Here is a 23,403-nt window from a genome sequence, read left to right on the forward strand (position 1 = left end):
CGTGGCGGGGCGCGATGACGGCGGATGACTTGGTGGACGCGGCCCTTGTTGGACTGGGCCAAGGGGCGCGTGACTATTCCGACACGCCAGGACGTCGACGCACAGGGGCGCTGGGAAGCAGATCGCCGTGCGCTGACGCCGCTGTTCGCCAACGGCAAGCCGACGCCGCGCAACGATGGCGACCATCAAGCGCGCCCGGAGAAATCAATCGTTACAAAAACTTCCGACAGATCCTGCGGCACCGCCCGTTTAATTCAGTAAGCAACTCGCTTATGTGTTTTGAGATGGAAGGAGTCATGCAAGGTCTGAACAAATTGTTGGCGGCGGCAGGGGTCGTCGCTGTGGTGGCTGTTTGCGGTAATGTCGCTGCGTTCGCACAGGAAGTGATCGTTGCCCGGCCGGCGCCACCGCCGCTGCGCGTGGAAGTCGTACCACCGCCACGGGTCGGATACGCGTGGGTTCGCGGACATTGGCAGTGGGACGGGCGCGCCTATGCGTGGGTCCCTGGTCACTGGCGCGGCTCCCCAATGTGCCCGCCCGGCACGCATCCGGGACCCCACGGCCACCGTTGCTTCCCCTAAAGGGATGATCATGAAAAAACTTGCGTTCCTTGCGTTCGGCGCTGTTTTTGTTGTCATGATGTCAGGATGCACGGTGTCGCCTCGCACCGGACTTGTCTGCCCACCGGGGACGCATCCTGGTCCCTACGGGCATCGATGCATCGTAGATTAAAGGAAAGGGTGTACGCGATGAGCGACGACATCGGTCTGCGTAAGCGGTAAGGCCGCCTTCGTTGCTTATCGCCCCAGTCACTTTGGTCGCGTTGCACCATTAAGCAGGCAATTTTCTTTGGGTCGATTCTGCTGCTGCAACTTGCTGCCGGCAAATCGGCCTTTTCCATTACGCTCGAAGGCTATTTCGCACTACGTGGCTCTTACACCTGAGGCTAGCGACTGTGGGGGGGTAGTCGATCCCTGCGGAATGCAAAAGTGCGCCATTCCGCCTCTCCATCAAGTCAACGCCGAACAGCATCCGTTTCAGGCTACCGTTCTCCATGGGATACGACTAAACCGATCTCGGTTCGACTCATGAATAGCCACCCACAGTCAACAGTACGAAGGTTTGCACAATGACTTTAAATGCCGGCGAGATGACGATGTGGCAGTTGGTGCAACTTTACACGGGTCGAGTCGGATACCAGCGCGGTGTGAAGTCAGAAGGACTATCTGCAGACCCTCCAGTCATTGACTGCTCGGGGTGGACCAGACTGCTTCTCACGAAAGCGATGCGAGCAGAGAACGAAGCCGCTGGCTGCACAGTATTTGGTTTCGATTATGTAGACGCCCTGCAAGCGTGGTCGGATCGGATCATTCAGGAGATTGAGTCCCGGACAGGCTTCATTCTTGAGGGGCGAGAGATCACAGCCTTCAGTCTTCCGCGTTGCGCCACCATCGGGCTGAAAATGGGAGACCCGGCCTGGGCGAGTAACCATCCCCGTCTACGCGGCATCACTCACATTGTTCAGGTTATTCGTCGCCCGGAAGATGACGCGCCATTTGTCTCCGAGTCCTTCGGCGGTTCGGTTTCATCGGGAATAAGTCTCACGCCGCTCGGAAAGTGGCTGGCCCTCTCACAGCGGCACCTCCGCGCTGGCGAAATGTGGGCCGTCGATCCGTTTCGGTTGACCCAGAGAATTGAACGATCACCATGAAGGTCGCTTCCTAGCCGATTGCCGCCCTCCCCTGCCGGTGAATGCGACCGTCTAGCTTCGCGGCACTTTTTGATCATCGGCCGCAGTGGTGCCTGACACCAGCTTTGGCGATTTCACGCCACTCTCACCTTTGACGACCACGTTAATCGGTTAAGCAACCACGCTCTACAAATTGAGTTGAAATACAGCTAAAAAGTTACTTGCGTAAGCGCTTACGACGCGAAAACACCATCGGATGCGCATCAAAGTGTGCCAGCAAGCGCGACTTCTGCATGTCCGTGAGGTTCGAGTCTGCAATCATTCCCGGCCAGACGTCTACCGCAGCGGCGACCGTGCGCTGGATGACAGCAGCGGCCGGCTTCTCGACCAAACCCAGCAAGTCACAGAAAGACCGCAGCGTTGCAGGAGAGAGCCGCGCCTTGGCTTGCTTCTCATCTCCTGGATTGTGTGCTCGCAACTTCGGCTTCTTCTCGCCCACCGGCGGCAGAATATGCAACGCATGCCCTTCACGGTTGGCGTATGCGCTGTACCCGACAATGTCATATGCTGGCGACAACGCTGGCGTGTGGCCGTCGCGATAAATCACGCCCATGTTCTTGAGATGCATGTCGGGATTGCCGAGCAGCTCATTGACCGTCAGCCGGCGAAGCAACTCATACACGGCATCCTCGCCAAGCGACGGTACCGCAAGCATGACGGCTGCAACCTCTGCATAGCTCTTCGTATATTTGTCCTCGGGCTGCACGTCTAGAATCTGGCCGAAATCCTCGACCTGAATCCGGCTGCCAGGTTGGCGGTCGAATCGCGTGACGGCGAGAAAGGCCGTTTTCTGATCAGCGTCGCCCAAGTCGTAGCCGTGCTCGACCGCGAGCTTTTCCAGCGGCTCAAGCTGCGCGGTACAGGTGCTGACGCCCGCCGCGCGCGCCAGGCGCAGGGACAGCTCTTCAAGCTCGGGTAGGCGAGGGTATCCCACGACCGGCAGCTTGGCGATGATATGGGTGTCCTGCATCTTGGTGCGGCCGACATACCGGTCGCCATCCTTGATGACGGCAAGTTTCGGCTGAACGCCGGATACCGACACTCCGTCATCCATCGGCTCCTCAGTCACCGTCATCTCGAGCGAATCGGCATTCTGGGTGACCAGATGCGTCAACTCCTCGCGCGTAAGATGAGCAGGGCGCGCATAGACGTTACCTGGGAGGTCGCGTCCGGTGGCCGCCAGCATCTCGAAATGGTCCTTAGGATCGCAGCCACGAACGTCCGCAATGTGCGCCCGGAACACCCCTTCCGGTAGCAGCCCCTGAAAGAACGAGGGAAGCAGCCAGCCATTGCGAGGGGAATAGCGACCATTGAACACCTTGGCCGTCACGGTCGCCCACAGTGCGCGCTGCGCGTCGGCGTCGTCGGCAACCATGGAAAGGGACAGGGTCGGGGGGGCGCTCAGGTAGGCAAAAGCATCATCCGCCACAAACCGAATGATGGGATTGTCATCACCATACTTGAACAGAACGCCCACGCGGGTCGTGCCGAGCAGGATTTCGAGCGCTTTGACGTTCATGCGTCACCTACCTTCTTGACGCGCTCAAGCGCAGCCTCGACCCGGGTTTTTACGTGAGGGGCTGCGACCAGCGACTCCGCGACTAACCCCCGCGCAGCTTCTTTTGGCACCAACACTACCTCGAGCCCGAGCTGGTCAGCTATTGCGAAAAGGGTGGAGACCTTGAAGTCTGAACCCGTAAGCGCCCGCCGAAGCGTGACGCGAGTTACGCCAGCCGCTGCGGCAAGGTCGGACTTGTCAGTAGAGCCCGATTGCACGGCGTCGGAGAGCACAGCGCTGAGTTCGCCAAGGGTACGCATTAGAGTAATAAAGTATCCGAATTTCCTATTTGGATACTTTATTATTTTCGCGCAACTCTGTCAACAGATGATTAATAAAGTGTCTATAAAGACACAAAGGATACTTTATTAATCAAATAACTCTAAACTCGAGCAGTCCGTCGAGGTCCAGTGACTGCAATGTAGTTGGGGTAGCCGTTCAAATCATGACCCTTGCGACCGTGCTCAACGGCATCGGTCTGGTCGTCAACGGCGTCGTAATACTTTCCGCAAGTCAACTTAGCCAGAGGTGGGCCACCCGGCAGAAACCGTCACGGGCCCCTCAATACCTGCTCGCATCGATTTTTGCCGGACTGGCCGCTCGGCTCGCTTTCGCCAGCCGGCATTGAACATCGGAAAAGATTATCATCATCAGCGTAGTACCCTATTCCCGCTTTCTCACCACTGCTGATAAGGATTCTTATGATTATCAAATACACCGACAATGATTAATTTGTCATCAGCACAGCGTGCCGACACGACGCGCCAGGGTCCTCTTCCCTTGCCTGTTCCTTCCCAATCCCCGAGGTCTCTACTGTAGAGTCTGTCGAGCGCAACTTTAGGAAATTCCTGTTTTAATTTAGCTAGAACGGACGACGAAAACCGGGTATTCACCATGGGGTGACTACTTTTGTGTTGACGTCCATTCTCAAGTTCAGAAATTGCTTTTTCAGCCAGTTTATGCTGCTGATTTGTGAAATTTACTTTTTGGTTCGTAAAAATTATAGAATTACTAACGATAAATTGCTTCGCCCCCTCTTTTCCTTCAGATATTCCCGTACTACGTGATTCATGTGACGATTGATAGAGCGCATGTCGCAAACTTGAATTACTATTTCTCTGCCGAGAAATATCAGTGCTACGCGTACTAAACGAAGAACCATCTTCAGAATAATGCCGTCGATTTTTCTCAATATGCAACCCAACAACGTCTTGAAGATTGCGCTTTTGGTAAATTTCATTTATTTTTACTATTTGCTCCTTTCGCGAACTTAAAAACATTTCACCTTGAAAATTACTTAATTCTCGAACAAACCCATCAATATGATCCCTTGCCCTTATTCCCGAGGCAGTTACATGATAAACAACATCATTAAAACCATGCTCCTCAATAATACTTCTGTTCTTTTCCATCGAAAACTCATGTGAATCAAACAGCGTAACTTGGTCATTCTTGGCATGCAATAAATCACTCTGCACATCGCTTCTTTTTCGAAGTTGTTGCAAAATATCCTTATTAACGCTATCTGAAAATTGCCTGGTATGTTGGAAAGTTTTTTGTTCTGTCGTTTGAACATTAAGCAACACACCATACATCGCAGCACTACAACCTGACCACGACCATTTATTCCATTCAGGAGTAATATTATATTCATTCTGCAAAATCACTTTGACCTTTGAACTTAAACCAGAACCGGTAAGCCATTGACCGCCCACCATCGTTACCTTCCAGTTATCGGAATTCTTTATATCACCAAATTTTTTTATAAATTTTTTCAAATTCCTATCTAGAAAATTCATATCATCAATATGATAAATGCCAATATTATTTGTTTTGGAACAAACAACGGAAACGATAACTCCATTTTCAGCACCGAAAGAAAGCAGATAACTTAGTGGCTTAGAATTACTCTTGGATATTTTATACTCACCAGCAAGCACTACTTCATCTGGTGTTAATGAAATTTTCAACTCCGCTAAATTATTTATTGCAGAACTTCTTATTTCAGAAATTTTACTTGAAATTGTATAAAAACAGGCATTGGTTACTTTATCTATCTTTTCAGCTAGACTTTCACTTACATTCTCGATGTTTTCGGTTGATATAGCAGGCAATCCACCACTCACATTAACCTTTGTCAGTTTTATCATTCCTTCCCCTGCAATCTCGCGTCTTAAATTTCATGTAAGTAAAATAGCTATGGCAATATTGTCGAACCAGCGCGAGTAAGTCGCTATCAAAAACCGAAGCAACGCGATTACGCGGACGAAACGCATCCTTGTACGCGTTGCCGCATGCGTGATTAACCGCAAAGAAAACGATCATCAGCCGACGCAAAGACATTGCAATATTTGCAACAGCCGTGAAGCCGGATATCAAACACAGAAAACCAGCCATCCCGAAATAACGTTCAGCGTTTTAACACAGCCTCAATACACCCATCCGCCTTGTCGCGGACCGTCTTGTACATATCAGTGCCCTCCACCAGATTCGCAGTGAGCGTGATCGCGATAGAAGGGGCCAACTACCCTTTTTCGATCATTTCACCGCCATCTTCACAAACGGGCCCGCGCCCCATCTGGCAACAATGTCGTCGTGCTATTAGTGGTAAAAGAGATAACCACCCTGGGATGGGTGGGCAATCAACGGATGCGCAAAAGGCAATGTGTCAGACAAGCGACACGCATCGCGCACACTTAATGAAGAAAAAAGAGCAGATTTTTTAAAATAATAAGCAATGCTTGTTAAAATAAAACGTTTATAAAATGCACTTTTATGATGTGTATTCGTATTTTTAAAGGTAACTGATACTCATACGCGCTCCTTCTACGACGTCACGGTGCTTTTATCTTCTGGATCCGCGATTGCTAAAATCACCGTCCAACGCTATCAGCAACCCGTCTACGCTTTCGATGTAGGTGATAGGCCCGTCATAGTCGATGGCATTTTGTTGCATGCCGCGCGGCTTACGTCCTGGATCTAAGACCATCGTTAAACCACCTGCCTGATGGATTGCCGCCAATCCTTTCGATCCGTCTGCAAGCGATCCAGACAATACGATGCCTATGGCCCGTCTTCCCACGCTTGCAGCCAAGGACGCGAACAGAACATCAACGGTACGATTTCGATAGCGATTACTTGAACCGTCCAGACAGGCGATTGCTTCATTCTGGTCTATGTACAATACCTGACTCGATTCAGCTACATAGCAAACTCCAGCCTGAGTTGCCATTCCGTTCGTGGCAACGACAACGGAGAGTCGGCTTCTTCGCCGAAGAACCTTTGCCAAGTAACTGACCTTGTCGCTTGAGCGATGCAGCACAACGAAAACAGAAGCGTCAATGGACTCCGGCCAGCGCTCAAGAAGTCGGCAGATATCATCCAACCCCTCGACTCCCGAGGCACCAATACCTATCGCATACATAGGTCGCTTCATTTTCTAACCTCGGAGGAAACGGGCGAGATTCAGATCGACAGACAGAGCACTTCTAATCCGACGAATTCTCAGAGATCTGGGAAATTCACACAGACCCGGTACTTGCTAACCTCACGCTCCACGTCGTTTAGGGACGCCTGGTATTTTGGCGGGTTAAGGGCACGACATCGCCGCTTCTCATGACGTCAGATGCTTTTTCCAACCGCTGTTTTGGAGACGGAACACGTCAAATTTTACTCTTTGCGGGCATGACGGCATTCTTTACAGGATCGACCAGACCTTTACCATCGCTACCGTCCTCCCACTCCGCCTTCGGTATAGGATTAGGCTGCGCCTGGGCCAATTCCGCATTGTGGGCGGCCAAGGCTTTGGTATCAGTGAGATCGTCTTCCGAAAAATCTGATTTTGCATCAATAGTGTGCATAGGTACGTCCATTTAGCTCGTGGGGCGATGCTACGACGCTTCCGTCGATGGTTTTTTGGGGTCGGACGTCGGGTCATTCGGGCTGCCAATCACATCCCTGTCCTCGGTACCATCGCTTTCGATGTCGCCATTCTCTTTCCGCGCCGGTGGGATCGCGTCAGGCTCGACATTGCTGGGATGGGGCTGATTAGCGGATTGCGTATGCTGTAGCATAAAGTTCCTCCTGGAACGTGGTCCAGCACATTACAGGTACGCAAGGATCGTTCCGCGAGGCCGCGAATCGTCGGTCCGCACTTTGACGCCACAGCGAAGTGAAACGCAATCATGGCGTCAGCGATCCAGCTTTGCACCGTCAGCCCCCCCTGCGCGATCTGGGCCACGGAAGACACCGTAGTGACGCAATACATCGCGACAGGCATCGACCGATCAGGGCTAGCAAATCACCCAGGTTGCAAGAACGATTAGTCCCAGTCTGATTGTCATGATTTCCAGACGCCGATACATTCCGCTGATCTTCATACGGCAACATGGGTCGACGCATTGATAGCGAAATCTGCGCCATTGGATTGCCGCGGATCATCCGTCGCCACAATATTCACGTCTAGATAAGACATGCATCAACGACTTGTTAAATTCATCGATCACGTTGTTGATAGCCGTCGACGCTGGATCGACCTTGAACGTGCCACCGGCATATCTCGCCTGCGGTGGCGAAACGCCTATATTGGCAAGCAGAGAATTAACGGCGACATGCTGGAGGCTATAGCAAAGCGCTGGCCCCAATACCTTTGCTGGCTTATGGCTGGCGACGCAGCAGTCGGCGCGGAACAACGAGACCTAGAGGCCGACGCAATCGGCCCATAGCGCGTCTCTGCGTGCACCTACAGGGATTCCGTGCACCAAATCGTCGACAGGCGCGCCCGGGATACGTATTACTGTGGTTTGTACATGCGTGGTGATGCGCGTTGTACAACGCGCATCACCACGCCTCGCCTTAGAACGACAACCCCATCCCTACTTGCAGCGTTTGATTCGTCGTGGTCGAGCTGGGCTCATAGTAGAAATAGTCTACGGTCCCTGACTGGCCATATTTGAAATGGCTGATCTGATAGGCGGCGTTCACATGCAGATGTTGCGTGACAGCATAATCGAGGCCAAGCGACCCCATCACCGTGAGGTCGGAACCAAGCCTGAATTTACCTTGCGTGATATCGGTCTTCATACTGGCCGCGAACGTCCCGCCTACCGACGCTTCTCCGCTGAATACCAATTTTGGCGTGATCGCATATTGGCCGATCATGCCAAGCCCCGCGCTGTGATGGCTATAATGCTCATCATAGCCATAGTAACTCGTGGAATCACGGAGCCATTGGTGATAACCGTAATACACGTAGTAAATGACCTGCCCCTGATTCGTCACCGTAAACGCTTTACCGACCTTCACTGTGACATCCGTCGAGTTCACCCGAGTGCCCGCTTGATACGGAATGGAAGCGCCGCTGGCGCTGTTCAGATGACCGTCGTAGTCCGTACGCCCCTTTGAATAAGCAAAACTCGCGCTGAGATAGACATCCTTGATGCCAGCCATATCGCGCTGTATCGATAGTTTCCCTTGGTACGCCGATTGAAAGCCCGTTTCCGTATCCAGCGTTTGATTGTTCGAGGACTCACGGTAGTTTGTATATTGCCCGCCCGCCGATGCGGTCAACTGGGTGTTGACACTTTGGAAAATAGTGCCGGCGTGGGCCGTTATGGAAACACCCATGGCCGCGACAAACGCCGTTGCAATTAACCAAAAGAGACGCTGGATACAAACGGTATTTTTCTGCCGATACGCATCTTCAAAAGGTACGAGGGAAGTCGACGAAAGAAAAAAGCGCGCGCGGGAAGGCATGGAATCCTATGAATAACGGGCTGTTGTGGAGATGCAGCCGGCAGCATAAACGAGACAGTAAGAATTTGTAACCAGAAACTTTAAATTTCTCAAACAGTCGCTTTAACACATCACCAAGACAGAGGCGTACATAACATGGCAAGTGTCATATCAGTTATCTAGGCTGCTCAGAAACGGGGGAGGCCGCACGACATATGAATGTCAACATCCCGCGTATCTCAACGGGGTTTACGAGCAAACAATTACTCTTAAAGAAACGACCGTTCGACCCGTTTACCAGACATACCTTGTACCGGAGTCGCGCAGCGATGAAGACCTCTACAAAATTAATGTCCCTTGTCGTCACGGCCCTGGTCGGCGTGGTCGCCATTGCAGGCATCGCGCTCTACTCATTGAATACCTCGTTGCTCGACAGTCGTCGTTCCGAAGTGATCACACTGCTTAAAAAAGCGGAACACATCATCCAGTACTACCGTGACCAACAGGCAAAGGGCAGTATGACCCAGGAAGCGGCGCAAGCGGGAGCCATTCAGGCATTGGTCCAAACCAATCCTGATCGCGTCAGCTATTTCTGGGTTACCGATAGCGGTGGCGTCAACATCGTCCATCCGAACACGGACCTCATTGGCAAGAAGCTGTCCGGCAATCAAACCACCAGCGGCATGAGCGACGACGAAGCCTACCGTCAGGGGTTGGCGAACAATCATTTCGCGATGATCGACCTGCTGGTCAAACGCAGCGCCGATACCCCCGCGGTGCCAAAACTGCAAGGCGTGTTCCAGGTGCCGGATTGGAAGTGGCGCGTAGGCACCGGATTCTTCTATGACGATATCAATGCCGCTTTCTGGCGCGTCGCCCGCGTGCTGATCAGCATCACCGTCGTGCTGATCATCGCCGTCGGCACGATCGCCTGGCTCATCACGCGCAGCGTCCAGAAAACCCTGGGGGGCGAGCCAAACGAAGCCGCGACATTTGCGACCCAGATTGCCGCCGGCAACCTCGCCGCCGATGTGCCGCTCGCCGATGGCGACGAGAGCAGCCTGATGTTCGCGTTGCACGGCATGCGTACACGCCTGCGTGACCTCGTGGAAGAGATCAAGCATGCCACCGATTCCATTGCCACCGGCTCGAACGAAATCGCCCAGGGCAACACGGACTTGTCACAACGCACCGAAGAGCAAGCCGCCTCGCTGCAGGAAACAGCTTCGAGCATGGAGCAACTGACCTCCACCGTTAAAATGAACGCCGACAATGCGCAGCAGGCAAGCCGTCTCGCCGCGGAAGCGTCCGGCGCGACCACGCGCGGTGGCGAAGCGGTAGATGAAGTGATTGGCACCATGCGCAATATCTCGGAACAGTCAGAGCGCATCGGCAACATCATCTCGGTGATCGAGGGCATTGCATTCCAAACCAATATCCTGGCCCTGAACGCCGCCGTGGAAGCGGCGCGGGCAGGCGAGGAAGGACGCGGCTTTGCCGTCGTGGCCGGCGAAGTACGTACGTTGGCACAACGCAGCGCCAGTGCGGCAAAAGACATTAAGGATCTGATCGGGCAATCGATCGCACGCGTTGAACAAGGAACCGGGCAGGTCGCAGTGGCCGGCGAGCGGATGACCGAAATCGTGCAATCGATCCGTCGCGTCAGCGACATCATGAATGAGATTGCCGCGGCGTCGTCGGAACAAAGCAATGGCATTGAGCAAGTGAACCGTGCGGTCTCACAAATGGACGAGGTGACGCAACAGAACGCGGCACTCGTCGAGCAAGCCGCCGCTGCTGCCGCGTCGCTCGATCAACAAGCAGATCGCCTGCGCAACACCGTGGGCGTGTTTCGCTTGGCTTGAGCCCAGCAGGTTCGACCTTGAAAGCGGCGCGGAATAACGCACGTACGAAGCGCCGCTTATGCATTACGATTCCCACACGCAACAAACGAAGCAGCACCCGCGCCCCCCATTATTTCCCGATAGGCTTCCGCCAAGACCACCCTTTCGGTGGCATCCTATCGGAGAAAAGCCAAATGGGACTATTTGATACCCTCACATCGAAGTTGTTCGGCACTGCGCATGCAAAAGGCCCGGATGCATCCCGTAATCCTGCCCCGTCCGGCGAGGCACCGAGCGCCGAGACCGACCCGATGGTGCTTCTGCGTGAGCGCGCAAGCAAACATCCGGAAAAGCTTGACTGGGAACATTCGATTGTCGACTTGATGAAGCTGGTCGGCATGGATAGCAGCTTGGATGCGCGGACAAAGATGGCGGACGAATTGAAGTACTCCGGTGATAAAGCGGACAGCGCCGCAATGAACGTCTGGCTGCATAAACAAGTTCTGGAATCGATCGCAAAGCGCGGCAGCATCTAATTTCTCCTCTCGGCGTGCATCGTCACCGCCTGCTTCGCTGATTCCATCGACGACACTGCCCCACTCGTTCACTGCAGTGTCGCTCTCCTCCTCTTCCGTATATCAGCTGACTGCTTCGGGCAAATATGTCCATTGCTTCGTCATATTGAACGCCTTCTCGGCACAACGATTCAGACCGGGGGCGGTTGACCGCAATATCCAGAATTGATCGGTTTAATAGCGCGGCTTACGGAACGACTTTCCATGAATGTGAATGAGCTCACACAACAATTCCCCGGCATATGGGATGAAAAGCGCTTCTGGGATACCACTCCCGCACACGCTCTCGTACGCCGCGACAACGGCGACTATTCGTACTGGGATAAAGAAAGTCGGGAAATTTATATAAAAAACACCGTATTTCCTGACGCATCCACTTGGGTCGTCATCGCGGTGAAACTCGGACATGTCGACGGCGGCCTTGCGTCATTCGTTGTCCTGTCGCCAAAAATACATGACTTCAAGCTCCATCTGGCGCATTGCACAATGGCGATCGCCGTCCCTCCGCCAGATGCTTGCGTTTTCGGCGACCAGGATAGCGAAGCCAATGGCCATGAAATCGTGGTCTACCAAAGCACCATTCTCAGCGAGATCAAGCCGGAACTAGTTCGCCAACGCATCGCATTATTGAAAGAAAACATCAAGCAAGCGGAAGCGATGCTGCATCAAATTCCGCAGCTGATGGTAAAACAGCAACTCCCGCCCTACAAACTCACGAGGCCTGAACGCACCGCCTTTACCGCTAACTGCGAATCAACCGTTACCGCGTTTGTCGGCAGGCGTCGCGCCTTGGTGAGCGATATGTTTTCCAAGACGGTCCGTCCGCTGTCCGAGGGCGGCTTTCGATCTTTCGTGATTTTCCTGATGAGCGAGTCGCGAGAGCGTGATACGCGCCCCTTTTCGTCCATGCGTCAATCGACGATGGACGTGAAGCGATTCGACCGTGAAGACACTCTCAGCTTTTGGCATGCGGATCATACCGAAGTTGCAGTCACCCGACTGCGTTCCGGCCCGGGAAACGACGAAACCGTTACCGCTTACGCAAAAGCGTGCCGATGCCTGATACACGGAATACAGTCCGCTGATTGGCCATCTTTCCATGACGGACTTGAAAAATTTGCACCACTGGTCGTCGAGCTGACCGAGGGCTCGAACGTCATCGTTCGTCACGACATCTCCATCACTTCACTCTCGGGCCAAGAGATTGCAAGCCAGGTGGCGGCCTTTTGGAAATGCCTCGATAACGCACGCGCGTATTTCCAACTGCTCGAAAAAACCGGTATGAACGGCCATGTTCATTTTGAGGTCGTCAAGGAAAAGCGGCGCGCCATCCCGGAGTCAAGTTTCTGGGAAACGCAGGAACGGAGACTCTACGACGGCGACTACACCCATATGGGCAACGACGGCCATGCGCCGGGTGGCAACACGGTGTCGGCATTGGAAACAACGCCTTCTCTGGAAAACGACGTGGATGCGCCGTTCCCTCACCCGCTGTTCTAGAGTGAACGTTCGGCCAGCACATAGGCGACAATAGGGCTTCTCACTACCGTCATCCGCGCAGCTACCCGGCCGTTTCATCCGGTTAGCCGGCACGCGCGGCGTACGCCAGGAGCGTCCTCCATGAAAGCAGCCATCGGTCAGTACGTCGTCGACAAGGATCCGGCGGTCAATACGGAACGCGCCTCGGCATCGATCGCGCAAGCACATCTCGCCGGTGCGCACTTGCTCGTGTTGCCGGAGATGGCGCTTGCGCTCGATCCCACTGATGCCGATCTGGCCCGCCGAAGTGCCCAGCCATTGGACGGACCGTTCGTTACCGCGCTAAGCCATGCCAGCGCCAACGCCCCCGGCATGACCATCGTGTTCACAATGCCGGAGCCGGTTCTGGGCGACAACACCCAGGACGGCGGCAAGGCTTACAACACACAGGTTGCCTTGCGTGACGGCAAGTTGATCGCCGAATATCGCAAGATCCATTTGTATGACGCATTCAATATGCAGGAATCGAAGCGCATCGCGCCGGGTGATGCGGTGCCGCCCTTGCTCGACGTTCACGGCATGAAAATCGGCATGATGACCTGCTACGATGTGCGCTTTCCTGAACTTGCGCGGCGCCTGGCCATCGATGGCGCCGATGCCCTGGTGTTGCCGTCGGCGTGGATAAAAGGACCGATGAAGGAATGGCACTGGGAAGTGCTATGCACCGCCCGGGCATTGGAAAATACCTGCTATATGGTGGCCTGTGGCGAATGTGGGCCGCGCAATATCGGCGCCAGCATGGTCGTCGATCCGCTCGGCGTCTGCATCGCCCGCGCCGCGGATACGCCAACGCTGCTGTTCGCCGAGTTGCTGCCGGAGCGTATTGCCCAGGCGCGTGCCAGCTTGCCCTCGCTGGCGAATCGGCGGTTTGGAACGCCGGAACTGGCCGTCAATTCACATTCGAGATGAACGCGAGATAGCCGTCTCGCAGATTCGCCGCGGTTTCCATCTTCACGAAGACGTTCTTGCCATAAAAGAACGGCAAGCCGAAGTCCATCTGGTTGGTTTGCTGGACCCCGATGTCGTTGTACGCGTAATAATTGTTGCTGCTAAAAAGCGTCTGGGCGTTCGCGATATTGAACGTTGTACTGTATGTACTGGTCGCCCCCGAGACGTTCGACGAGAACGTCACGCTCCGACTGACGGTGCTGGACGGACAGAAAAATCCGCTATAGCTACCGCTGGTACAGGTGGCGATGGACGAGTCGTCCAAATACAGGAAGTTCGAACCCGTGTCGACAAACGCGCCTGTATTTGTCGTGCCGTTATAGGTCGACTTGAAATTGAAAGCACTGTCGGTCTGAACGACCGTGGCGCTACCCAGCGCATTATTGGTGCGCGTCCCGATACCAAAGACGAGTGCCCCGGTTGCGGTGGCGGCCCCCGTGCTGGCGATGACCGGCAATTCAATAATCACACCATTGTTGTCGGTGGCGAATTTGGATACGGGATTGGTGATCTGCTGCGCGAGCGGTACCGTTGTTTGCGACGGACTGCTGCATGCTGTCGTCGACGAGCATCCCCAATACCATGCCGACGTTGCCGTGCTGACGCACGTTGCGCCGCAATCCTGAATCAGCCCCTCCACACCCAGTATGCCATTGGCTCCGAGCGTGGCTGCCGTCGAATACGACGTGGCGCTGCCGTTCGAACACTGACTGGGGGCGCTCCCCACCGCGGAGTCGGCGATAACCTGGATCGGTACACTCGAGGCCGACTGCCCGCTCATCTTGATGTCCGCGAGCCGGCCGGTGCCCCACGTGTAACCACTGAGAAACTGGCCACAAACGGCAAGATACTGGCTGGATGAACTCAACTGTATCCGCGTAAGCGTGCTCAGCGAGTTGGGAACGGCCGACGCCAAAACCCGCAATCCGACCGACCCGGTGTCCACGATCACATTATTGATGGTGTCGCAGGTACTCGAACCCGGTGCACAGACGGTCACTGTCACAAACGGCGCATTGGCCAGATTAGCGTTCGGCCCCTGTTGAACCGTGATGGTCGAAACATTGGTATCCGCCGCGGCAATCGTGCTGGTTGCAGCAGCGGACGTCGCGCTGTTGCTACTGCTACTCGAACCGCCACCACCACCACACCCGGCTAGCATGCCAACGGCAATTAGTCCGGCAAGCCAGCCGGTTATCACGACAGGGCGCGGGCGAATTACGGTAAGAAAAGACAGAAATCGCATGATTCGATACGGTTGAACAGCGGTACGCCAGGCACGGGAAAACGCGCACACACGCACGCGTATTTATTTGATGTTGGCCGTATCCAAGCCGGACGGCACGAGCGTGGGCACCCAGGCCCGCCCATTGAATGCGCCGGGATGGCCTGTGATCTGAACCACCACATTGCTTGTTTGCACGTTGACGGGCGCGCTTCGCCCACGCCGAATGCCATTTTCGGTATCGGCCGTCTTGGCGGCCTCTCGTGCGTCCGCGTATTGCGTAAACGCGCCGCTGCCAAGAATGGATTGCAAATCAGGTATGAACGGCCCGGAAAACGCAACGCCGAACACCGTTCCATCAACATTCAGGTATTCACGTTCGACCGTACCGTCAGCTTGTGTCGACTCCCTCACCGAGTAAGTGGACGCGGATGCCGCGCCGCTCGTTGTTGCAGCCAGTGCCGTCGTGCCGGTGCGCGCCTGGAACGACTGCACCGCCGCGCTTGACAGCGTCGCCGATGCCGGTAAGCGAGGTGCGCCACCCAGATCGGCATGCGCCGGGAGCCCCGCGCCAAACATAAGCGCGCAGGCCACTGCAAAGCCCGCCATGCCGGGATATGGCGGCGCGGTGATAAGGCGGTGCGTGCGGGAAGACAGCATCAAGAGAAAATTCATCGGTACGACCTGCTAAATAAGAAGCCGTGGCAAATGTCTTTTACATATCTGACGGTTGCGTGACAGCTATCTCGAAATTTTTCCACCGTCCTGAGCGAAATCAAACGCGTGTTCCATATCGCCTTGTCGACGGCTTGCTTATTGTGCCCGATCCGTGCGTCATGGGAGCATCGCGCGGTCAGGATGCAACACTTGTGCGGCAGTGTTCCGCGCGGCCTTGATCGTACCTCCAAAGCCGTGCAGGGGGAATAGTGATATCGTCGCCAATGAACGTTTCCCTCCAATTTTTCTTGCGAGCTCTCGATCATGAAAGTGGCAGTCATGGGCGCCGGCGCGGTCGGCTGCTATTACGGCGGCCTGTTGGCCCGCGCGGGTCACGACGTGGCGCTGATCGGACGGCCGCGGCACGTGAATGCGATCAACGCCCACGGGCTACGTTTTCAAACGGCGACGTCCGACACGCACATTCCCATGCGCGCCAGCACCGAGACATCCGCCGTGGCGGAGGCGGATCTGGTGCTGTTTTGCGTGAAGTCGATGGATACACCGGCCACGGCACGCGACATGAAACCGTTCCTGAAAACCGGCGCGTTGGTGCTGTCGCTGCAGAATGGCGTGGAGAACGTGGATACCCTGCGCGCGGCCCTACTGGACCCGGATCAGTTGGCACGCGATGGCGCGAAAGGTGCGGCCAGCGTTTCGGTAGCCGCCGCGGTCGTGTACGTCGCGTCGGCGATGGGTGGTGATGGCCATGTGATACACCACGGTCGCGGTGAACTCGTCATCGAGCCATCGCCCGCCAGTGACGCCGTGGCCAGCGCATTGGTCGCGGCCGGCGTGCCGACGGAAGTGTCGCCTGATGTGAGAGAGGCCCTCTGGATCAAGCTGATGATCAACTGCGCTTACAACGCGTTGTCGGCCATCACGCAGTTGCCCTATGGCCCCCTGTCCCGTGGAGAGGGCATTCCGGAAACGCTGCGGGCCGTCGTTGGTGAATGCCTGGCCGTCGCCCATGCCGAAGGCATTGCCATCACCCGTGATATCCATGCCGATATCGCGCGGACCGCGGCGACGATGCCCGGTCAACGCTCCTCCACCGCACAGGATCTGACGCGCGGAAAGCTTACCGAGATCGATCATCTGAACGGGCTGATCGTTCGCAAAGGCATGATGCACGGCATCGATACCCCGGTGAATCGCACGCTGCACGCGCTGGTCAAACTCATTGAAGTCAAGCCGGGTGCCGCTGGCTGAGCAGGCCATCGGCACCTGCCCGTGCGTCTTGCCACGCCAAGCTTGCTCGCTGAGCAAGCTTGGCGCGCGCGTCTGGATTCGTCAGTACCCATACGTCAGGTTGATAAATACGCCTTTCGCACGGTCATCGCCAGCGATGCGGAAACGGTACTGGACGCTCGCTTGCCAATACGATCGCGGCGCGTGATACCGATCCTGCCGGAATTGCCACCGCATGGTAAAGCCTGCGCCCACCCCAACGCCGTAGCCGTTATTGGTCAATTGATTGTAATCACCGCCAACCACCGCATACGGGAAGATGGTCGCTTCCGGCTTGATCGCGTCAATGCGATACGTGCGGCCGAGGTCGGCCTCGGTGGTCCAGTAGTTCTTGCCGGCCTGTAAATATCGCCCCACTTCGCCGTAGAAGGTCCCAGTCCACCAGCTTGGCACGTCGTAGCGGATAGCCGTGCCAAAGCCGTTCGAATACGCCGCACGCGCAAGCCAGTCCGACACGGCGTTGCGGCCGAGTGGTATTTCCCGCTCCACAGCCAATACCGCGTTTTGCGTGGCAAACGGGCGCCCGCGCACCCCCACCGCACCGCTCAGGCTTGCAACCCCGGCATCGCGCGCGCCACTGTTCGACGCCGAGGCAAAGCCGGATCGATCGTCCCACCATGTGCCGCTGGCGCGCGCGTAGACTTCGACGGTATGGCCGCTCATATAACCCCAAGGCCGCCAATATCCTTCCACCGAAGTCTGCAGCGATTTGTTCGCGGTGCTGGCGCTCGGATTGTTTTCCAAGCCGGCGGCCACGCCCGGTCGGTAGCTCGTGGACACGGTAAGGCCACCACGGCGATCGATCTCGCTTTCGGTACGCCGCGTGTCGAGCAGCGTCGGTGGGGGAAGGGCAATCGTACCCGCCTGGTCCGCATCGATTGCCCGCTTGAAATAGCTGCTTGCCACCGGTGCGTCTCCGGCCTGAAGCGTCGCATAGCCAGCATCGAGATAACCGGTGGGCGGCAAATCCCCGTTGGCATCGGCGCGCTGGAAGCGTTGTGCCGCCAGCTTGGGGCGGTTGGCGGCGCTAGCCAGGTAGGCGCCTTGCAGATCCGGTACCAGATCGAGGAGGCCCTGGTTCACTGCGTTCGTTGCGACCCGACGCGCTTCCGATTGCCGGCCATCGGCGTTCAAGGCATCGATCAGCAATAACACGTGCGTGGCGTCGTCCGGCGCGATACGAACGGCTTCCCGTGCCGCCAGTACCGCGGCGGTGTTGTCACGTCGATCGAAAGCGCGTGCACCTGCTTGATACGCGGCATAGGCGGGATCGTAGGGATAGGTCATGCAGGCAGGACCGTATGTGCTCAACGTACATTCAAGGATAGGGGGGGCCGGCCGACCGCGGGCCACCGTTTGCGTCGATGCGGCGCCAGTGCCCGACCACGGCTCCGGAATGGTAACGGCACGTAGCGCGGAGGATGAGACAAGAAGGGGTGCGGCGCCGCCAGCGTCGGTGTCTGATGTTGTCGCCGGTATCCGCGGGTACAGTCGTGCGAGCGTCGGCGCTTTGCCAGTTGCCAAAGCCTGCGCTTCGCGCCACCGCTGCGCCACGGCAACCGCGTTGATATCGGTTGGCGCGGGATGCGCCTCGCCATCGGATTGTCCGAGTGCATCGTGCAATGGCTGCAAGGCAACCTCCGCCACCCCGGCATTTCCGAGATATAAGGCGAGATCGGCAATGCTGAGACGTGCATTGATGGCGCGAGTGCGGCGCGCCAATGCCAGATTGTCATCCGAATCAGTCGGGGCGAGCGATGGCGCATCGCGCACGGCCAGTTGCTGCAACGCCGACTGCGCATCGGCAATCGCTTCGCCGGGCTTGTTCTGCTGCGCCCGCGCAAACGCACGCCACACGTAAAATATCGCCCCGGAGGGATCACTGTCGCTCGCACCAGTCGTGCCGTGCAGCGCGATTGCGGCGGTCGCCTCGGTGTCGGCCGCTTGTGGTTGCCGGTCCGCGAACAGCGCCGCGATCAGCAATTCGCGATACGTCGGATCATTCGGCGCGAACAGTGTCGCGGCCTTCGCGTGCTTGACGGCCTGGACGTCATCGCCGTTCTTCAGCGCCAGTGCCGCGGCCGTCGCATCCGGAATGGCCAGCCGGGCACCCACCACCGCGCGTCGGTCGTTGAGGTCGCGCTCCGCATCGGCACGAGAAATAGCGGCAGCGTCCGCACGATCGTGGCCGGCCCGCGCCGCGGCGGTGAAGGGGGCGCTCGATGTATCAGCGATGTCGGACCCACCTGATGCGTCCATTTCGAGCGCGGCCTGGATCGCCGCATAAGCTTCGGCATCCTTGTGTTGCGCGGCCAGCGTATCGACCAGCAACAACCGCACCGCCATTGAACGGGGATCAAGGTCCAATGAACGGCTCGCCGCCGCCTCGGCCGCCGGATAGTCTTGCCGCGCATACGCGCGATACCCTTCCTGCGCGGCAAGAAACGCGGGCGTTGGCGTGTAGGGCCGTCCGGCGATCAGGATTTGCTGACGGCGAGCAAGCAATACCCGTTGGTCGCCGAAGTCCCTGCGTGCGTCGTCGATGACGTGAATTGCCTCGCGTTGATGCCCCCCGGCCGCCAGCGCATTCGCAAGCAGCAGGCGCAGATCGATGACATCCGGACGCTGTCGGATGGCTTCGCGCGCTTGCGTGGCGCTTTCGTCATAGCGGCGGGCGTTGTAGTCGCGCTGCGCCTCCTGCGCCACCGCGTATGCCGGACCGCTGAGCGGTAACGGCAATACCGCGTCAGCGTGCGCGAACGGCATGGCCCCGCCAAGCAAAAGCGGTACGACGCGTGACACCGTCTTCAAGACCGATGTCACCGACATGAGCGACGACATGGCCAACCTGAGCGGCGTGATCCCGTTGCGTCGCGTCGTCGCGCGAGGGACGCACCCGGTAAATTGCGCCGACGTTGGCGCGATCCGATCCGCCGCCCTCTTGGAGAATGTGCGTCGTCGCTCAGTCATTGCAGCAGCCGCTCGACGAGTTGATTGGAAACATAATGAGGTCCGTCGAACAGATAGACGCGATAGCCTTGATAGGCGAGTAATTGCGGCTTCAGTTCCTCGGCCGTCGCCGCACGGAATAGCGGTGCCGGTGGGGCCGAGGGCGACGCCGTGCCAGCCGCCGAGGACGCACCGGCCGCGGTCACGGCCGATGCCGATGCGGCGCCATGCGGGTCTACAGTGGGCGATGCAGGTAAAGGACGGAACGCTTCGGCAATGATCCGTACACGGCTCTCGCCAAAGTGACCGACAAGCGCATCGGCATATCCACGCGCGACGCGCGCCTCGCGAGCATAGACGCCTACCCCGTCCTGAAACAGCACGCCGATATCGTCGGGCAGCCAGGAGGCAAGCCAGCGCGCCAGTGCGGCGCCTCCGATATTCGATTGATCGTAGACGCTGATCCATAGAGGGCGGGGCAGCGACGCCAGCAATCCACGCATCGCCGAAACCTGCTTCCAGGTAGGGTCGACTTCAACCGGGAAATACCACCCGTCGATCGCCAACGGCATGCCGCCGTTACCGCGTTGCTGTTGCTGGATCAGCGCCGCCAGCTGGCGCGACTGCGCCGCCAGTGTCGACACTTCCGCTCGTGCACGCGGCTCGCTCGATAGGCCGGCCAGCCCCATCAACACGCGCCGCGCCCAGGGCATTGTCGCGATCCGTCGCCATTCGGGAAAACGCGGCGCGGCCTGGCATCCCTCGGGCACCGTATGACCTTCCGCGGGCACGAAGCAGACGCCGTCCACCGCGCTCCATTGCACCATCAGATCTGTCACGCCTAATGCATCCCATCGTCCGGCCGGATCGATATGCGCATTGTCGAGCTGCCAGACCACGCCCTGCGCCAAGCCAGGTCCCTGGCAGCCGCTCAGTATCGGTGTCGCGCTGGAGGCCGCGATGGCCGACGCTGCTGAAATCCCGAGAGGTGCGCCCGTGAATATTTTCCCCACCCCGCCGCGAGCCATCAGCCAGGCGAAGGCACCCCGACGGCCCATGGTACGCAATGCCGCACGGCGCGCCGGCTTCACACGGCCCCCGATGACGCGCCGGGAAGCGGCTCGCTCATGTCCGAGGGAGAGTGCGGCACCGCCCAGACTGGCGCCGGCTGCGAGGCGGTGACTTCTCGTGCCCGCGCCTGTGCCGCGATGGCCGCCTGCAACCCCTCCTGCGTGATGACACCCTGCGCCACCATGAAATCACCGATGCGCCCATGACGCTCCGGCTGATAGCGCGAGAGCACTTCGAAAAAGCGCTCGCGTGTCACGTAGCCGAACTCGATCATCAGATCGCCCAGCAGCGGCACGCGCGTCTGCTTGACGACTTCGTCCCGGTCAGCACCACGCAACATTCGTACACCGGTATTGATCTCGCTTTCGCTTGCCACGTGCTGCACCACGTGACGTGTATCCTCATAGCCCATCGCCGTCGCGAGTTCCAGCATGACGTCATCCGGCAGCACGCTCGCGCTCAGGATGATCGTATGTCCCAAGGCATCCTCGCCATGAATCAGCACGCTGTGCAGCGTCGCCACGTCCAACGGCAGTCGGTCCTTGCTGGCCTCGACCTTGGCAAGATCGAAGTGGACGCGTTCGAGGTCACCCTGGAACGCAATGGCCTCGGCAAGCGTTTCCTCGTCGAGCCATCCGCGCGTCATCAAGACGCGGCCCAACGGTACCTGCCGCGCAAAGTCGTCTTTCAAGGCTTCTTCCAATTGCGCCGGCGCAATGGCCTGCCACGACACCAGCAATTCCCCCAGCCGCAGATGCCGGCCGGCGGCAAGCCCATCGGTTGAAGGGAAGTCGTGCATCGTCTTGTCCCAGACAAGGCGCTTACCGGTGAGCAAGTGATAGCCGAACAACCGCCACGCGCGTGTGACGGCGAGGAAGTTGACGAAGTTGCTGACCACGCTTCGCGGTATGGCGATCAGCGCCTGCTCCCACCCATAGAGGCGCGATACGAAATACGCGCGCTGCGTGACCCGCAGGATCACCATCACGGCATTGATGACAAGCACGACGCGCAACCACGCCGCCTCGATGACCGGCGACGGAATCGGCAGCCAGTCAAAGCCGATGCCGGCGAGAATGATCAACACCAGGTATTGCAAGGCGACCACATAGGCAAGGATGCCGATGAACGCCGTGACGATGCTCTTGCGGTCGCGAAACAGCAAATAGCGCTGCGTGAACGAGCCGGTCCAGCCGGTCTGCTGCCAGTTCTGCAGTCCGATCCCCATTACCCAACGCGCCTTTTGCCGATACGCGGCGCGCAGGTTGTCGGGGAAAAACTCGCGCACGCACAGCGGCATCGTCAGCGTGATCTCCTTTGACGGCAACAGCCCGAACAGGCGGGTGCGCATCGTGCGGAACTGCACCGGGAAACGCACAAAAATCGCGCTCATGCCCATGCGCCCCAGACGCGTGCCGACATCGTAATCTTCAGTGAGGCTGTCCGGATTGAAGGGCTGGCGATCCGTTGCATCAATCAAGGCCTGCATCGCGCGCCGCGAAAAACACGTGCCGGTGCCGGCAGACGGCACCGTGCCGGTGATGCTCTCCCGAACGACCAGATCCTTGCCGTGCCATTCGGCGAACTCGTCCATATACGTACCGGCAACCAGTTCGTACCAATTCCGCTCCAGTGACACGACCGGCAACTGGATCATGTCCTTGCGCGGCAGCAGGTAATTGAAAAACTTCAGTTCCAGCGGGTGCAAGACGTCTTCACTGTCATGCATGACCATGCCGGCGAACTGCGTTCCATGATGCTGCTCGTACCGCACCACCGCCTGCACCACCCAGTTCAGGCAATCGGCCTTGCAGGTCGGCCCGTCGTGCGGCACTTCCACATGCCGCAATTGCTTGTAGCGGCGGCGCATCCGCTCGACCTCGGCAATCGTCCTGGGATCGTTTCGATAGGTACCGACAAAAATCACGTAGTTGCGATATTCGAGCACGCGCACCGCATCCTCGATCATCGCACCGATCACATCGTGTTCGTGCCACGCGGGCACCATGATCGCGATCAGTTGCTCATCGCGCCCTCGCAGTTGGGCGACCGTCAGCGGACGATAGGTCCGCTTGATCGTCAGCGAACGATACAGCTCCCTGATCCAGAACCAGGCATCGATGAACGCATCGTCGATGCTGGAAAACAGAATCAGGGTGGCGAGAACGGAAGCGCAGTACTCAAGGACCTTGTAGTACTCCGCGACGTAATAGGCGCTATAGAGGGACATACGCGGGTCCGTC

The 23,403-nt window shown here is 57.4% G+C and carries 21 protein-coding genes and 1 pseudogene; 10 read left to right on the forward strand and 12 right to left on the reverse strand.

Features of this window, described 5'->3' with window-relative positions; all coding sequences use genetic code 11:
- The first annotated feature begins 48 nt into the window (after window positions 1-48).
- From SJQ66_RS13740 to SJQ66_RS13750, 3 genes are all read left to right on the forward strand, one after another.
- Window positions 49-261, forward strand: a complete 213-nt coding sequence (locus SJQ66_RS13740; protein WP_320534885.1) for a hypothetical protein — start codon at window positions 49-51, stop codon at window positions 259-261.
- Between the two features lie 35 nt (window positions 262-296).
- Window positions 297-581, forward strand: a complete 285-nt coding sequence (locus tag SJQ66_RS13745) for a YXWGXW repeat-containing protein (RefSeq protein ID WP_046152451.1) — start codon at window positions 297-299, stop codon at window positions 579-581.
- A gap of 704 nt (window positions 582-1,285) precedes the next feature.
- A complete protein-coding gene (locus tag SJQ66_RS13750; protein WP_157685721.1) occupies window positions 1,286-1,711 on the forward strand; it encodes a hypothetical protein in 426 nt (141 codons plus the stop codon).
- 196 nt (window positions 1,712-1,907) lie between these two features.
- Here SJQ66_RS13750 and SJQ66_RS13755 read toward each other — a convergent pair whose 3' ends face one another.
- Window positions 1,908-3,269: a type II toxin-antitoxin system HipA family toxin gene (locus SJQ66_RS13755; RefSeq protein WP_320534886.1), complete on the reverse strand. Its 1,362-nt coding sequence runs from the start codon at window positions 3,267-3,269 to the stop codon at window positions 1,908-1,910.
- Window positions 3,266-3,568, reverse strand: a complete 303-nt coding sequence (locus SJQ66_RS13760) for a helix-turn-helix domain-containing protein (protein WP_046152374.1) — start codon at window positions 3,566-3,568, stop codon at window positions 3,266-3,268. Before SJQ66_RS13760 ends, SJQ66_RS13755 begins: the two co-directional genes overlap by 4 nt.
- A 170-nt stretch (window positions 3,569-3,738) precedes the next feature.
- Between SJQ66_RS13760 and SJQ66_RS13765 the strand changes: the two are divergent.
- Window positions 3,739-3,936: pseudogene (locus SJQ66_RS13765) on the forward strand (LysE family translocator); the annotation flags it as partial.
- Window positions 3,937-3,985: 49 nt separating this feature from the next.
- On the opposite strand, the gene SJQ66_RS13770 reads toward SJQ66_RS13765, so the two are convergent.
- The 4 genes from SJQ66_RS13770 to SJQ66_RS13785 all read right to left on the reverse strand — a co-directional run bounded on the left by SJQ66_RS13770 (window position 3,986) and on the right by SJQ66_RS13785 (window position 7,381).
- Complete coding sequence (locus SJQ66_RS13770) at window positions 3,986-5,458, reverse strand: hypothetical protein (protein ID WP_320534887.1); 1,473 nt, start codon at window positions 5,456-5,458, stop codon at window positions 3,986-3,988.
- Window positions 5,459-6,153: 695 nt separating this feature from the next.
- Window positions 6,154-6,744 carry a chemotaxis protein CheB gene (locus SJQ66_RS13775; protein WP_046152378.1) on the reverse strand — a complete coding sequence of 197 codons (591 nt, stop codon included), beginning with the start codon at window positions 6,742-6,744 and terminating at the stop codon, window positions 6,154-6,156.
- Between the two features lie 226 nt (window positions 6,745-6,970).
- Complete coding sequence (locus SJQ66_RS13780; protein ID WP_157685723.1) at window positions 6,971-7,168, reverse strand: hypothetical protein; 198 nt, start codon at window positions 7,166-7,168, stop codon at window positions 6,971-6,973.
- A 30-nt stretch (window positions 7,169-7,198) separates the two neighbouring features.
- Window positions 7,199-7,381, reverse strand: a complete 183-nt coding sequence (locus tag SJQ66_RS13785) for a hypothetical protein (protein ID WP_024905684.1) — start codon at window positions 7,379-7,381, stop codon at window positions 7,199-7,201.
- A gap of 399 nt (window positions 7,382-7,780) precedes the next feature.
- Between SJQ66_RS13785 and SJQ66_RS13790 the strand changes: the two genes are divergently transcribed.
- Window positions 7,781-8,032 (forward strand): hypothetical protein, encoded by a 252-nt coding sequence (locus SJQ66_RS13790; protein WP_046152380.1) that lies wholly within the window; start codon window positions 7,781-7,783, stop codon window positions 8,030-8,032.
- Window positions 8,033-8,162: 130 nt separating this feature from the next.
- Here SJQ66_RS13790 and SJQ66_RS13795 read toward each other — a convergent pair whose 3' ends face one another.
- A complete protein-coding gene (locus SJQ66_RS13795; protein WP_320534888.1) occupies window positions 8,163-8,933 on the reverse strand; it encodes a hypothetical protein in 771 nt (256 codons plus the stop codon).
- Window positions 8,934-9,370: 437 nt separating this feature from the next.
- Between SJQ66_RS13795 and SJQ66_RS13800 the strand changes: the two genes are divergently transcribed.
- The 4 genes from SJQ66_RS13800 to SJQ66_RS13815 all read left to right on the forward strand — a co-directional run bounded on the left by SJQ66_RS13800 (window position 9,371) and on the right by SJQ66_RS13815 (window position 13,908).
- Window positions 9,371-10,906, forward strand: coding sequence for a methyl-accepting chemotaxis protein (locus SJQ66_RS13800; protein ID WP_320534889.1), 1,536 nt, complete (start codon window positions 9,371-9,373; stop codon window positions 10,904-10,906).
- A 173-nt stretch (window positions 10,907-11,079) separates the two neighbouring features.
- A complete protein-coding gene (locus SJQ66_RS13805) occupies window positions 11,080-11,421 on the forward strand; it encodes a DUF3597 domain-containing protein (RefSeq protein WP_024905688.1) in 342 nt (113 codons plus the stop codon).
- A gap of 243 nt (window positions 11,422-11,664) precedes the next feature.
- Window positions 11,665-12,960: a hypothetical protein gene (locus SJQ66_RS13810; protein WP_320534890.1), complete on the forward strand. Its 1,296-nt coding sequence runs from the start codon at window positions 11,665-11,667 to the stop codon at window positions 12,958-12,960.
- A gap of 120 nt (window positions 12,961-13,080) precedes the next feature.
- On the forward strand, window positions 13,081-13,908 hold the full coding sequence (locus SJQ66_RS13815; RefSeq protein ID WP_046152383.1) for a deaminated glutathione amidase: 828 nt from the start codon (window positions 13,081-13,083) through the stop codon (window positions 13,906-13,908).
- On the opposite strand, the gene SJQ66_RS13820 is transcribed toward SJQ66_RS13815, so the two are convergent.
- Window positions 13,889-15,193, reverse strand: coding sequence for a DUF3443 family protein (locus SJQ66_RS13820; protein WP_320534891.1), 1,305 nt, complete (start codon window positions 15,191-15,193; stop codon window positions 13,889-13,891). The genes SJQ66_RS13815 and SJQ66_RS13820 overlap by 20 nt on opposite strands.
- Before the next feature lie 63 nt (window positions 15,194-15,256).
- Window positions 15,257-15,847 carry a DUF2844 domain-containing protein gene (locus SJQ66_RS13825; protein WP_320534892.1) on the reverse strand — a complete coding sequence of 197 codons (591 nt, stop codon included), beginning with the start codon at window positions 15,845-15,847 and terminating at the stop codon, window positions 15,257-15,259.
- A 306-nt stretch (window positions 15,848-16,153) separates the two neighbouring features.
- On the opposite strand from SJQ66_RS13825, the gene SJQ66_RS13830 reads away from it, so the two are divergent.
- Window positions 16,154-17,101: a ketopantoate reductase family protein gene (locus tag SJQ66_RS13830; protein WP_320534893.1), complete on the forward strand. Its 948-nt coding sequence runs from the start codon at window positions 16,154-16,156 to the stop codon at window positions 17,099-17,101.
- Between the two features lie 81 nt (window positions 17,102-17,182).
- On the opposite strand, the gene SJQ66_RS13835 is transcribed toward SJQ66_RS13830, so the two are convergent.
- The 3 genes from SJQ66_RS13835 to SJQ66_RS13845 are packed head-to-tail and all read right to left on the reverse strand — an operon-like array spanning window position 17,183 to window position 23,390.
- A complete protein-coding gene (locus tag SJQ66_RS13835; RefSeq protein ID WP_320534894.1) occupies window positions 17,183-20,110 on the reverse strand; it encodes an NfrA family protein in 2,928 nt (975 codons plus the stop codon).
- Entirely contained in the window at window positions 20,107-21,180 is a 1,074-nt protein-coding gene (locus SJQ66_RS13840) for an alpha-amylase family protein (protein WP_082102448.1), read from the reverse strand. Before SJQ66_RS13840 ends, SJQ66_RS13835 begins: the two co-directional genes overlap by 4 nt.
- Window positions 21,177-23,390 (reverse strand): glycosyl transferase family protein, encoded by a 2,214-nt coding sequence (locus SJQ66_RS13845; RefSeq protein WP_320534895.1) that lies wholly within the window; start codon window positions 23,388-23,390, stop codon window positions 21,177-21,179. The genes SJQ66_RS13840 and SJQ66_RS13845 overlap by 4 nt, the downstream gene beginning before the upstream one ends.
- Window positions 23,391-23,403 lie beyond the last annotated feature (13 nt).

The organism is Robbsia andropogonis, from assembly GCF_034047095.1.
GTDB lineage: Bacteria > Pseudomonadota > Gammaproteobacteria > Burkholderiales > Burkholderiaceae > Robbsia > Robbsia andropogonis.

Coding starts and splice junctions, on each gene's coding strand:
- SJQ66_RS13745 (WP_046152451.1), top strand. CDS start 297: ATGCAAGGTCTGAACAAATTGTTGGCGGCGGCAGGGGTCGTCGCTGTG.
- SJQ66_RS13750 (WP_157685721.1), top strand. CDS start 1,286: ATGCGAGCAGAGAACGAAGCCGCTGGCTGCACAGTATTTGGTTTCGAT.
- SJQ66_RS13755 (WP_320534886.1), bottom strand. CDS start 3,269: ATGAACGTCAAAGCGCTCGAAATCCTGCTCGGCACGACCCGCGTGGGC.
- SJQ66_RS13760 (WP_046152374.1), bottom strand. CDS start 3,568: ATGCGTACCCTTGGCGAACTCAGCGCTGTGCTCTCCGACGCCGTGCAA.
- SJQ66_RS13770 (WP_320534887.1), bottom strand. CDS start 5,458: ATGATAAAACTGACAAAGGTTAATGTGAGTGGTGGATTGCCTGCTATA.
- SJQ66_RS13775 (WP_046152378.1), bottom strand. CDS start 6,744: ATGAAGCGACCTATGTATGCGATAGGTATTGGTGCCTCGGGAGTCGAG.
- SJQ66_RS13780 (WP_157685723.1), bottom strand. CDS start 7,168: ATGCACACTATTGATGCAAAATCAGATTTTTCGGAAGACGATCTCACT.
- SJQ66_RS13785 (WP_024905684.1), bottom strand. CDS start 7,381: ATGCTACAGCATACGCAATCCGCTAATCAGCCCCATCCCAGCAATGTC.
- SJQ66_RS13790 (WP_046152380.1), top strand. CDS start 7,781: ATGCATCAACGACTTGTTAAATTCATCGATCACGTTGTTGATAGCCGT.
- SJQ66_RS13795 (WP_320534888.1), bottom strand. CDS start 8,933: ATGGGTGTTTCCATAACGGCCCACGCCGGCACTATTTTCCAAAGTGTC.
- SJQ66_RS13800 (WP_320534889.1), top strand. CDS start 9,371: ATGAAGACCTCTACAAAATTAATGTCCCTTGTCGTCACGGCCCTGGTC.
- SJQ66_RS13805 (WP_024905688.1), top strand. CDS start 11,080: ATGGGACTATTTGATACCCTCACATCGAAGTTGTTCGGCACTGCGCAT.
- SJQ66_RS13810 (WP_320534890.1), top strand. CDS start 11,665: ATGAATGTGAATGAGCTCACACAACAATTCCCCGGCATATGGGATGAA.
- SJQ66_RS13815 (WP_046152383.1), top strand. CDS start 13,081: ATGAAAGCAGCCATCGGTCAGTACGTCGTCGACAAGGATCCGGCGGTC.
- SJQ66_RS13820 (WP_320534891.1), bottom strand. CDS start 15,193: ATGCGATTTCTGTCTTTTCTTACCGTAATTCGCCCGCGCCCTGTCGTG.
- SJQ66_RS13825 (WP_320534892.1), bottom strand. CDS start 15,847: ATGAATTTTCTCTTGATGCTGTCTTCCCGCACGCACCGCCTTATCACC.
- SJQ66_RS13830 (WP_320534893.1), top strand. CDS start 16,154: ATGAAAGTGGCAGTCATGGGCGCCGGCGCGGTCGGCTGCTATTACGGC.
- SJQ66_RS13835 (WP_320534894.1), bottom strand. CDS start 20,110: ATGACTGAGCGACGACGCACATTCTCCAAGAGGGCGGCGGATCGGATC.
- SJQ66_RS13845 (WP_320534895.1), bottom strand. CDS start 23,390: ATGTCCCTCTATAGCGCCTATTACGTCGCGGAGTACTACAAGGTCCTT.